The organism is Actibacterium pelagium, from assembly GCF_002285415.1.
In the GTDB taxonomy this organism is placed as follows: Bacteria; Pseudomonadota; Alphaproteobacteria; order Rhodobacterales; family Rhodobacteraceae; genus Actibacterium_B; species Actibacterium_B pelagium.
Window position 1 is genome coordinate 335634 of sequence record NZ_NSBU01000004.1, and the last position, 11337, is coordinate 346970.

At 60.3% G+C, this 11337-nt stretch carries 11 protein-coding genes; 4 read left to right on the plus strand and 7 right to left on the minus strand.

Going from position 1 to position 11337, the window contains the following annotated elements; genetic code table 11:
* Window positions 1-27: 27 nt before the first annotated feature.
* Entirely contained in the window at window positions 28-1194 is a 1167-nt protein-coding gene (locus tag CLM58_RS01850; RefSeq protein ID WP_095594788.1) for an FIST N-terminal domain-containing protein, read from the plus strand.
* Between the two features lie 2 nt (window positions 1195-1196).
* Entirely contained in the window at window positions 1197-3416 is a 2220-nt protein-coding gene (locus tag CLM58_RS01855; RefSeq protein WP_095594206.1) for a hybrid sensor histidine kinase/response regulator, read from the plus strand.
* On the opposite strand, the gene pqqE is transcribed toward CLM58_RS01855, so the two are convergent.
* Genes pqqE through pqqA form a run of 5 tightly spaced genes read right to left on the minus strand, consistent with a single transcriptional unit; the run spans window position 3413 to window position 6530 of the window.
* Complete coding sequence (gene pqqE / locus CLM58_RS01860) at window positions 3413-4504, minus strand: pyrroloquinoline quinone biosynthesis protein PqqE (RefSeq protein ID WP_095594207.1); 1092 nt, start codon at window positions 4502-4504, stop codon at window positions 3413-3415. The genes CLM58_RS01855 and pqqE overlap by 4 nt on opposite strands.
* On the minus strand, window positions 4501-4785 hold the full coding sequence (gene pqqD / locus CLM58_RS01865) for a pyrroloquinoline quinone biosynthesis peptide chaperone PqqD (protein ID WP_095594208.1): 285 nt from the start codon (window positions 4783-4785) through the stop codon (window positions 4501-4503). The genes pqqE and pqqD overlap by 4 nt, the downstream gene beginning before the upstream one ends.
* Entirely contained in the window at window positions 4785-5513 is a 729-nt protein-coding gene (gene pqqC, locus CLM58_RS01870) for a pyrroloquinoline-quinone synthase PqqC (protein ID WP_095594209.1), read from the minus strand. The genes pqqD and pqqC overlap by 1 nt, the downstream gene beginning before the upstream one ends.
* A complete protein-coding gene (pqqB, locus tag CLM58_RS01875; protein WP_095594210.1) occupies window positions 5510-6397 on the minus strand; it encodes a pyrroloquinoline quinone biosynthesis protein PqqB in 888 nt (295 codons plus the stop codon). Before pqqB ends, pqqC begins: the two co-directional genes overlap by 4 nt.
* A gap of 25 nt (window positions 6398-6422) precedes the next feature.
* On the minus strand, window positions 6423-6530 hold the full coding sequence (pqqA, locus tag CLM58_RS01880) for a pyrroloquinoline quinone precursor peptide PqqA (protein ID WP_095594211.1): 108 nt from the start codon (window positions 6528-6530) through the stop codon (window positions 6423-6425).
* Window positions 6531-6675: 145 nt separating this feature from the next.
* On the opposite strand from pqqA, the gene CLM58_RS01885 reads away from it, so the two are divergent.
* A complete protein-coding gene (locus tag CLM58_RS01885) occupies window positions 6676-8751 on the plus strand; it encodes a 4Fe-4S binding protein (protein WP_095594212.1) in 2076 nt (691 codons plus the stop codon).
* Window positions 8748-9650 carry an FAD:protein FMN transferase gene (locus CLM58_RS01890; RefSeq protein WP_229666176.1) on the plus strand — a complete coding sequence of 301 codons (903 nt, stop codon included), beginning with the start codon at window positions 8748-8750 and terminating at the stop codon, window positions 9648-9650. Before CLM58_RS01885 ends, CLM58_RS01890 begins: the two co-directional genes overlap by 4 nt.
* Here CLM58_RS01890 and CLM58_RS01895 read toward each other — a convergent pair.
* The gene (locus CLM58_RS01895) at window positions 9629-10528 is read right to left on the minus strand and encodes a substrate-binding periplasmic protein (RefSeq protein WP_095594213.1); all 900 of its coding nucleotides are present in this window, start codon (window positions 10526-10528) and stop codon (window positions 9629-9631) included. The genes CLM58_RS01890 and CLM58_RS01895 overlap by 22 nt on opposite strands.
* 18 nt (window positions 10529-10546) lie before the next feature.
* Window positions 10547-11227, minus strand: a complete 681-nt coding sequence (gene pedF / locus CLM58_RS01900) for a cytochrome c-550 PedF (protein ID WP_095594214.1) — start codon at window positions 11225-11227, stop codon at window positions 10547-10549.
* Window positions 11228-11337 lie beyond the last annotated feature (110 nt).

The following is an 11337-nucleotide window of genomic DNA, read 5'->3' on the forward strand; positions in this document are numbered from 1 at the left end:
TGAATGCTGTTTTTGGGAGGAGACACGATGGACCAGACCACCGGTCTGTCCAGTGTGCGGGCGCGTGCACCGCAGATTTTGCGCGCAGCCGTCGTTGACTGTGACACCGATCAACCAATCGCACAGCTGGCCGCCGAACTGGGGCCGGATCCGATGGCATTTGTTGCGCTGTTCCTGTCCCCCAACGCCGATTTACACACCTTGGCCGCTCAGACCACAACCGCCTTTGGCGAGGCCGCCGTCATGGGCTGCACCACCGCCGGAGAGATCGCCGATACAGGCTATTCCGAAGGCAAGATCGTCGCCGTCGGCCTACCCGCGTCTCAGTTTTCGACGCGAATTCTGGTCGTCGAGGATCTGAAGAGTTTCAATGCCACCAAGTTGATTGATCGCATGATCCAAACCCGGCACGCGCTGAAAAAGCAGCGCCCTGAGTGGGACCATGAATTCAACTTCATGATGATCGACGGCCTATCCACCCTTGAAGACCGCCTGACCTCGGAAATCGCGGCTGGCCTTGGGCCGGTGCCATTGTTCGGTGGATCAGCAGGGGATGGCGACCGCTTCGGCGAGACCTTTTTGTTGCATGACGGACAGGTGCTGACCAACGCGGCCTTGATCGCGCAGTTCCGAACCAATTGTCCGGTGCGTGTGTTCAAAACCGACCACTTTGAACCGTCAGACCGACGCATGGTGGTGACCAAGGCCTCCCCTGACCGGCGGATCGTGCACGAGATCAACGCGGAACCCGCCGCCCGCGAATATGCGCGCCTTGTCGGCAAGGATCCCAATCAGCTTAGCCCCTTCACATTCGCCGCGCACCCGCTTGTGGTGCGCGTTGGTGGTCATCACCATGTTCGTGCGATTCAGCAGGTGGCCGAAAATGGCGATTTGATTTTCTTCTCTGCCATTGACGAAGGGCTTGTGCTGACGCTGGCCGAGACCAAAGACATGGTTGATCACCTTGAAACCGAACTGGCCGCTCTGTCGGCAGAGGTCCGCCCAGATGGTATCATCGCCTGTGATTGTATCCTGCGTCGGATCGAGGCCGAACAAAGCCAACTTACCGGACAGCTGTCCAATATCATGGCACACAACAACGTGGTTGGCTTTTCAACCTACGGCGAACAGATCAATTCCATGCACGTGAACCAAACCCTGACCGGGGTGGCGATCTACCCTCCTGAAAGCTGATCATGCTGACCTCTTTGATCGACGAAAACGATTCGCTGGAACGCCAGAACGAAAAGCTGCGACAGATCAGCGAGGCCCTGATGCGGCGGGTCGAGCAGGATACCGATGAATCCGGTGCCGCCTATGCACAGTTCCAACGCGCCGCCATGCTGGAAGAGGTCGTCCGCGCCCGTACCGGCGAATTGGAACGCGCGCTTGACCTGCTGAATGACTCCAACGCCAAACTGGCCGACGCGAATGCCGAAACCGAACTTGCCCGCGCCAACCTCGCGAACGCAATCGAAACGGTGCAGGAGGGCTTTGCCCTGTTCAACGCCGATGAGGAACTGGTCATGTGCAACAGCCGCTTCGGCAAGCACATGCAGGACGTCCACCCACAGCTGAAGCCGGGTCTGAAGTTTCGGGACTATGTCCAAATGGTCTCGACCAGCCCTTACCTGTCGCTGCCCGACGGGGAAACGCCTGAAAGCTGGGCCGCTTACCGGATGGAACGCCATAAGGACGACAGCGTGGTTTTCAACGCCCGGATGGCCGGGCGCCGCTGGCTGCAAGTCAGCGAACACCGCACGCCTGACAACGGCACCGTCGTTCTGCAAACAGACGTCACCGACATCATGCGACTGGAGCGGCAAGAGCGCGAACGCCTGCTGGACGACCAAGCCCGACTGATCCGCGCCACGCTGGAACACCTTAACCAGGGTGTCTGCATCTTCGACATTGAAAACCGTCTGGTCGGCTGGAACCGCCGTGTAGGCGAGCTGCTATCGATTCCGATCAACCGACTTCAGCTTGGGACTTCGTTCCGAACGCTTTACACGCTGGTGGGCGAACAGATGCGTTCTATCGAACCAATCGAGGGGCGTGAGGTCGAGGAATGGGTCCAAAGCCCGTTGCGCAGGGCGCCTTTGTCCTTTGAAATCGGTGTCGGTGCCAACCGGACGCTAGCGGCCTTTGCCCAGCAGATGCCAAACGGCGGCTTCGTGATAAGCTTCACCGATGTTTCGGCCGAACGCGCGGCGGTCCGCGCGATATCCGAGGTAAACGAAACACTGGAACGCCGCGTGACCGAACGTACGCTGGAACTGGAGGATGCCCTGTCCGAGGCCGAACGCGCCAACGCCTCGAAATCCCGCTTCGTCGCCGCCGCCAGCCACGACCTGTTGCAGCCCCTGTCGGCGGCAAAGCTGTTCGTCTCTTCGCTGGAAACCGATCTGGAAAACCCCGAATATTCAGAACGCTTGTCCAAGGCCAGCAACGCGCTTTTGTCGGTGGAGAACATCCTTGGTGCGCTCTTGGATATTTCGAAACTCGACAGCGGGCAGGCGGCGATGCATGTGGGAACCGTGTCGCTGGACCTGATTCTTCGCCAACTCTCGGATGAGTTGCGGCCTATGGCCGAGGCCAAGGGGCTGGAGTTCCGCATCGTTCCGACCAAAACCCAGGTGATCAGCGATACAACTTATCTTCGGCGCATCCTACAGAACCTGATCTCGAACGCGATCCGCTATACCGAGAGGGGCAAGGTTCTGGTTGGTGCACGCCGCCGCAAAGGATCTGTCCGAATCGAGGTCTGGGACACCGGCCCCGGTATCCCCGAGGACCAGCAGGACCGGATCTTCGACGAGTTCCACCGGGTGAACGCTTCGGTCAATCCCGCCGACGGGATGGGGCTTGGGCTGGCTATCGTGGAACGCGCCTGCCGCCTTCTTGAACACCCCCTACATCTGAAGTCCGACCTTGGATGGGGCACCAAATTCTCTGTCGAGTTCACTCGTGCGCCAGAATTGGAAGACCCCTCGGACCAGTCCAAAGAGCCACGCCCGACACCGTCCCGCGTCAACCTCGACAACAGCATCGTACTGCTGATCGAAAACAACTCCGATTTGCGCGCAGCGCTGACCATTACCATGGAAAATTGGGGGGTCAGCGTTTTACCTTGCCATGATCAGACCGAGGCCGAAGAGATTTTGGCAGAGCTGGAAATCGCCCCCGATGCGATCATCGCCGATTACCAGCTGGACGACGACAAATTCGGCACGGACGCCATCGCGCATTTCAAGTCCACGCTTGGCCCGATCCCTGCCTGCCTGATTACCGCCGACCGGAAGACCTCGATCGAAGATCGGTGCAAATCCGTCGGAGCGGAACTTTTCCACAAGCCGATTGATCAGGGTGTCCTGCAACATTTCCTTGAAAAGGCAGTCTCGGGCGACCCGACTTAAGCGGACCTGCTAAGCCGCCGATAGACGAATTCGTTCGACGTTTCTGACAGCGCATCGGCCAGCAAATCAGTCACCCGTCCATGCATCGGAGAACGCGAACAAACCGGATCGGTCGCGGACGCATCCCCGGCAATCGCCATGGCCTGACATCGGCACCCGCCAAAGTCGATCTCTTTCCGGTCGCAGCTTTGGCAGGGGTCGGGCATCCAGTCGGTCCCGCGATATGCGTTGAAGGCCGCGCCATCGAACCAGATCTCTTTCAGGCTTTTGTCGCGGACGCTGTCGAACTCCAGATGCGGGATGGTTTCAGCGGCATGACAGGGCAGCACCTTGCCATCCGGGCTTATATTGATCCCGGCCGAGGCCCACCCCCCCATGCAGGCCTTGGGATATTCGGCATAGTAATCCGGCGGCACGAAATCGAAGGCCATCACCCCGCGCAACCGCGCTTCGGCCTCGGCCACGATCTGTTTGGCGGCTTCGGTCTGTTCGCGCGTGGGCAGCAGCATGTGACGGTTTTTCTGGGCCCAGCCGTGGAACTGGACGCAGGCCACCTCTAACCGGCGGGCACCCAGATCAACGGCCATCTCAATCGTCTCTTCCAGATCATCCAGGTTCTGCCGATGCATGACCGCGTTCAGTGTCAGCGGAATGCCGCGTCGCTTCAGCTCTTCCGCGATCATCATCTTGCGGTCGAACCCGCCCTTATAGCCTCCGACCCAGTCGGCGATGCCGGCGTTCACGCCCTGCAAGGACAGTTGGACATGGTCCAGACCGGCCTGTTCCAGTGCATCCAGCCGCTTGGGTGTCAGCCCGATACCGCTGGTGATCAGGTTGGTATAAAGCCCCGCCTGATGCGCCGCCGCCGTGAGGTCGACCAAATCAGGACGAGAGGCAGGTTCCCCACCCGACAAGGCCAGTTGAAGAACGCCCATCTCGGCCGCCTCATTGAACACACGCACCCATGTCCGAGTGTCCAACTCTTTGTCTTTTCCCAGCAATTCTAATGGGTTAGAGCAGTAGGGACAAGCCAGTGGACAGCGATGCGTCAGTTCGGCCAGCATGGCAATGGGCGGGCGTACACTCATGTCTTCACCCTCAGGAAAATTCGGGACCGCAGGCCCATCATGAACCGCTGCACGTCAGCAGCGATTTGGCCCTGAGGGGCCTCATAAGTGTCTGCCAGATCTTTCACGATCGCTCCAAAAGTGGCCTCTCCATTCACGCGGTCCAGAATGGCTTCGCCAATCGCATCCAAAGCCACGGCCTTCTCTGGCGCCAACAGGATGCGCCCCCCGCGCACCCGGTCTTCGACGATGCGTACCCCACGTGGCAGATAGGGACGGTCACTATGGCCGATCTCCAGCATCAAGCCATGCCTTCGCCGGGTTGCCATGCGCCGGGCGGGATACGATCTGCCTCGACATAGGCTCCCCACAGCGCGTCCAACTGCGCCCAAAGTACGTTGGTCTTAAAAATCAACGCCTCGCAGGCCATGTCTTCCTTTTCAGGCGTATCGGCATGGTCCAGGACCCATTTCAGGCCAAAGGCCACATCCTTGGGGGCTTCGGTCAAACGCTTACGGAAGTAGGACAGGCTGTCGGGGTTGGCGAAATCGTAATGTTCCAGCAGGCCTTCGATCCGGCGCTCGTGGATCTTCGGCGCGAAAAGTTCGGTCAGTGACGAGGCCACCGCCTGCAACAACGGCTTCTCACGCACATAATGCACATAGGCATCCACGGCGAATTGCGTCGCTGGCAGGATCCCACGGCCCGAAGCGACATAGTCGGGGTCCAGCCCCACCGCCTCTGCCAATTTCAGCCAGCGCCGGATGCCGCCGCCCTCGTCCACGCCCCCATCGTGATCCTCGATCCGAGAACGCCATTCGCGGCGCATCGCAGGGTCCGTGCAGCGCGACATGAAGGCCGCGTCTTTCATCGGGATCGCCGCCTGATAGGCCCAGCGGTTGATCACCCAGGCCCGCACCTGATCAGGTGTGCAATCGCCCCCGTGCAGCTTGTGGTGAAATGGGTGTTTGTCGTGGTAACGCTCTGCCCCGATCGCGCGCAGTCGTTCTTCTAGGCTTTCCCGGCTCATAGGCTGATCTCCATCCCATCGTGGGAGATGCCCCATCCACTGGCCAAAACGAAGGCGCGTTCTTCGCTGTCGGGCCGCCAGATGGGGTTGGTGTTGTTGATATGGATAAAGACCTTCTGGGCCTTCACCGCCTCCAGCTTGGCAATCGACCCATCCGATCCAGAGATCGAGATATGGCCCATCCGGCGGCCTGTCTTGACACCGGTGCCTTCGCGGATCATTTCCTCGTCGTCCCAAAGCGTCCCGTCAAAGAACAGGATATCCGCATCCGAAATCTGGGTCAGAAGGTCGGGCGTCACCTCGGCGCAGCCGGGGATGTAATAGGCGACCTTGCCGCCCCCCGACAGCCGCACGCCCACGGTCTGTTCGCCGACCAGATCGGTCTGAACCGTCACGCCCTCCATGAACAACGGCACCTTGCCGGGCACGGGGAAGACACGGGCGGTCAGGCCGTCTTGCAAGCCGAATTCAGCATCCAAGGTGATCGCATTGCGCGAGACTTTTTCTCGTGAAACCGCATCGAAAATCCGGTTCTCGGCCAAAACGCCAAGGATTTCGCTTGTGGCATAAAGCGCAAAGGGCGTCTGTTCCCGCAGTGACAGCAGCCCGGCGATATGGTCGATATCGCCATTGGTCAGCAGCATCGACTGCATCGGCGTGTCCCGCAGCGACCGTGGATGAAAGGACGCGCGGTCCTGCATCTGCTGGCGCACATCGGGCGATGCATTCAGGATGCTCCACCGTTGCCCATCCAGCGATACCGCCAAAGACGACTGACCCGCAGCCGGTATGTCACCGGCGCGGGCCAGATTGCAATTCGCACAACCGCAGTTCCACTGCGGCAGGCCGCCTCCGGCTGCCGCGCCCAGAACCAGAAATTTCATGATGGTTGTCTTTTAAACGAGGGTCTTAGAACAGATCCTGTTCGTATTCACGGCCTTCGCCTTCGGCAGGCGAATACATGTTGATTTCCATGCCGCAGTTAACTTCTTTCAGTTTCGGTGCAGTCCACGCCATAATTGTTCCTCCCAATAGCTTGGCTCCCCAACACATTACCAACGGCGGCATGAGTCGGACTATTACCCATTGGTCGTAGTTCGTCCCCACTCCTCGAACAAAGGTCGTATTTCGCACGCGCTTCCGCAGTGGTCTTGTAGCGCCAATGTTTGGGAGGACATCACTGCTTTGGACCATCTGCGCCTGGCTTTTGCTGGGCCTTTCTGCGTGGGCTGCCCCTATGGACCGTGACGCGCTAGCAGAGCTGATCGTTCCCCCCTTCGCTCTGGGCGAGCCGCTGAATGACAAGGGCGTTTATCAGCTGTTGAACTCTGGCGGGGCCGAGGCCGGGTATGTGTTTGAAACCGAACCCCTTGCCCCCTTGCCCGGCTTTTCGGGCGCGTCGATCAATGTGCTGGTAACCCTTGATCTGGAGGGAAAATTTCTGGACGCCCGCCTGATCGAACATAACGAACCGATCTTCGTCTCGGGCCTTGGCGAAGCCCCGTTCCACAAGTTTTTCGAGCAGTATCCGGGGTTGTCGATATCCTCCTCGATCGTTGTCGGCACCCCCTATGGGGATGCGGGAGAGGGCAGTTCGCTTGTCTATCTTGATGGGGTGACCAAGGCGACGGCCTCTGTCCGCATCGCCCATGAATCGGTCATGGGCGCAGCACTGGCCGTTGCCCGCGAAAAGATGCAGGGGATTTCGACCAAAGCCCCAGCGCGCCCCGATCTTTCCCATGAAGAATCCCTGACGTGGGACGATTTGGTTGCGCAGGGAATCGCCTCGCGGACCGTGGTGACCAATGCTCAGATCGACGAGATGTTCGCAGGCACCATCTGGGCAGATGACGACCCCGAAGCCACGGATTACCCGGAAGAGACCTATTTGGACCTTTGGGTGGTCGACCTTGGCCCACCTTCGGTCGCGAGGGCCGTTCTGTCCGACAATGGTTACGAGGAGCTTCAGAACTTCCTGTCGATCTCGACCGAGGACGAACCCATCCTCGTGATCGAAACAGCGCGGCACGGGCTTGTCTCGACTGATTTCGTGCGCAACACGGCCCCCGACTGGATCGCGGCAGAGCAGGACGGGCTGCCCGTAGCCCTGCGTGACAGTGATCTGTTCATCGACCTCGCCCGCGGCGTGCCCGATGGCACCGCCCTGATCTTGCGCACCGACCGCCGCCTTGGGTTTGATCCGGCGCGCGAATGGCTGCTGAAAGTCTCGGCCGTGCGCGAACATGGCATGTTCCATCCCGAAATCGGCACGCAAGTGATCGAGATCGCCCATACCACACCCGACCGTTTCTTTGTCCGGCCAGAGGTCCCGAAACCCGCACCGCCGTGGCTGGAGGCGCTGCGCAACCGGATGAGCGACATGATCCTGCTGGCAGCCTTCCTAAGCGGGCTGACCGCGCTTCTCTTGTTCCGCATGAACCCGCTGGCCGATCTGGCACAGTTCACCCCTGTGCGGCTTACCATTCTGGCCGTCGTAACCGGGTTCATCGGCTGGTGGGGACAGGGGCAACTGTCGATTGTCACCCCATTGGCGGCTTTGCGCACGATAATGGAGGGTGGCAGTTTCGCCTTCCTCCTTTACGACCCGTTCTCGCTGCTGATCTGGGCGGTCACGATCCTTGGTTTTCTCCTGTGGGGCCGGGGGCTCTTCTGCGGCTGGCTATGCCCCTTCGGCGCGCTTCAGGAATTCGCCCATCACCTGGGCCGCCTGCTGCGCTTGCCCGAGTTCAAAATCCGCGGGCTATGGGACCGTCGCCTGAAAGCCGTGAAATATCTGCTGCTGGCCGGACTGATCGCCACAGTCTTCATCTCGCCAGACAGTGCCGACAAAGCGGCCGAGGTCGAACCTTTCAAGACCGCCATCACCACCTTATTTGTGCGGGAATGGTATTATGTCGTCTACGCCGCCTTCTGGCTGATCGCCGGCATGTTCCTGTTCAAAGGGTTCTGCCGATATGTCTGCCCGCTTGGGGCCTTCATGGCGATCGGGGGATTCCTGCGGGGCCGCGACTGGATCCACCGGCGCGCGGACTGTGGGTCTCCGTGTCAGCTGTGCCGGGTGAAATGCAACTACGGCGCCATTCGCCCAACCGGGAAGATCATCTATTCCGAATGCTTCCAATGCCTCGACTGCATCACCATCCACAATGACAAAGACCAGTGCGTCCCGCTGATCCTTGCCGCCAAACAGGCCAAACGCATGGAGGCCGCTGAATGATGAACCGCCGCCGCTTCTTGTCGATCACAGCCGCCGCCGTGGCCACGCCCTCGCTGTCCGCGACCCCGGTGCGCTGGCAGGGCCGCGCCCTTGGGGCCGAGGTGTCGCTGACCCTCTACGCCCCTGACCGGCAAGGCAACGCGTTGCTGGAAGAGGTCAAAACCCTTCTGCTTCAGGTCGAAACCGAATTCAGCCTGTTCGACCCCCAAAGCGCACTGTCGCGGTTGAACCGGACCGGGCGGCTGACCCCATCGGGGCGGTTTCTGCGGCTGATGGCACTGGCCGATCAGGCCCACCACGCCACGGGCGGCCTGTTCGACCCAACGGTACAACCCTTGTGGGGGGCGCTGGCCCGTGGGGAAAACCCTGAAGCCGCGCGCGCGCATCTAGGCTGGGACCGGCTGCGCCTATCGCCCTCTGAGATCGTCCTGGACCCCGGTCAGGCCCTGACCTTCAACGGGATTGCTCAGGGCTTTGCCACCGATCTGGTGCGCGACCACCTGACCCGTGCGGGTCTGACCCACGCGCTGATCAATGTCGGAGAGTTCGCAGCCATCGGCGGCCCCTTCCGCCTTGGCATGGCCGACCCGGAACATGGGTTGATGTCGGTGTTGCACCTGACCGATCGCGCTGTGGCGACCTCTAGCCCGAACGCGCAGAAGATCGGCAAAAGCGCCCATATCCTGCACCCAAAGGCTCAAAAAAAATCACCCCTCTGGTCCACCGTCAGCGTGACCTGCGATAGCGCTGCGCTAGCAGATGCGGCCTCGACAGCGTTCTGCCTGATGTCAGAGGAAGAGATTGGGATTGCCCTTGGCAAACTGGACGGCACGCCCCGCGCCAGCCTTGTGACCCATGACGGGCACTTGATCCGGGTTCACCGCAGCTCTGGCGGCTGAAAGCTTAAGCCGTAATCGGCAAAGATCTTCTCGATCCGGCCATCCTGAATCCCGGCATAGATCGCGTCTTCGACCGAATAGCTCAGCCCCCGATAGGAAAAGTGCACCGCCGTCCCGACAGTCCATTTACCGACAGCAAAACCGGGCAGGGGTGGCGTGTGAACCGCAAGGCCTTCAGTCAGACCGGCCTCTAGCTGAGCCAGCGGACCCATGGCAGCCATGGTCTCACCCGCGGTCAGACCGGCCATCGCACCAGCCATCGTGGGATAGCGACGCATGTTCTTCGACAGCTGCCCGCCGGGGAAGGCCGTCAGGTAGAAATCGGCAATCGAGTCATTCTCGACCGCCACTGTATCGAACCGGAAATAGGCCGGGATGGGCGGGTCTTCGGGATAGGCGTCCTTGCGATAGGCGATCCCGATCTCCTCGACATGATAGGTGCCGGTGAAGACCACCTGCTCGACCCGGCAAGCATAGTTGCTGTCATAGGGCACATGCAGCATGACGTTCACGACAGAGCCGCCGACGATCGGACCTTTCCAGATCCAGTTGCGCAGGTCGCCATCAAGATTTTCGCTTGGAGACACCAGCTTGAACCGCGCCTCGACCCCCAGATCCTCGGCAATCAGTTTGCCGATCTCGATGTCGACGCCAACCGGCTTGCCATTCTCTTCATAGGACCACGGCGGGAAGTCTTCATAGGCCGCGAAGGTCATGAAGCCACGTTCTTGTATCTGGTCAAGATCTTGCCCGACGATGTCGCGGCTGGCGTTCTGGGGCTTGGGCTGCGGGATATGATCCTCGCAACGGGCAACGGCGCCTTGGCCCATCAGGCAAAGCGCCGCTGCGAGTGTCAGAAATCGGGTCAGTCTGGTCATGTGCCCGAAGAAAACCCCTTATTGAGCGGCCGACAAGCCAAGGGTCAGCGCCTCGGACGCTGCCTTGAAGTTCGGGCTGTCGTTGTCGATCAGGTTCGCGGCTTCGTAGGCAACGCTGTCGGCAACGGGCGCGCCTGAACCGGTTTCAACGCCTTCCGCAATCCCGCGCAGTTCCGTCAGCAAGGCCGCTGTATCGCCGCTTGATCCATCCGCCATGGAGGCCAGTTCATCCCGGATTTCCTTCAGGCGATCAACGTGTTCGTCCAAGGCCCCGTCGTCAGGACGAAGTTCGATATAGGTGCGGATAGCCCATGCGGCTTTCTGGCCCAGAAGCTCGCCAAAGGCCGGCATTTTGGTGATCCCGTTCTGGGTATAGCCGTACTGAAAACGCTCGACGTACCATTCATCGCCGAACTCTTCGGCCTCGAGATAGCGCAGGTCAGGCGCCAACCCGCCCGACACGGCACCCAGACCATGGCAGCGCGCGCAGTTCTGGTTATAACCGCTGGCACCGATCTCATTCGCGGTTGCCAGAACCTCTCCGCCCTGGCTGCGATAGGGGTTTTCGGTCAGCCATTCCTCGCCTACGTCGGGCAGGGCGTCGGTGTTCATGGGCTGCGGGGCCACGTCACCGTGTGCCACCACCATGGTGGCTGCAGCGGAAAGGCCCAGCGCGGTCAGAATCGATTTGATGGTCATGTCTTCCTCCACAAGACGCGAGTGATTGAGGCTGTTTACCTCGCCCTTGCAGCATCCATCTATTCGACCTTCGTTTAAGGTTTGGGCAAATTGCAACTTTGGTCTAATGG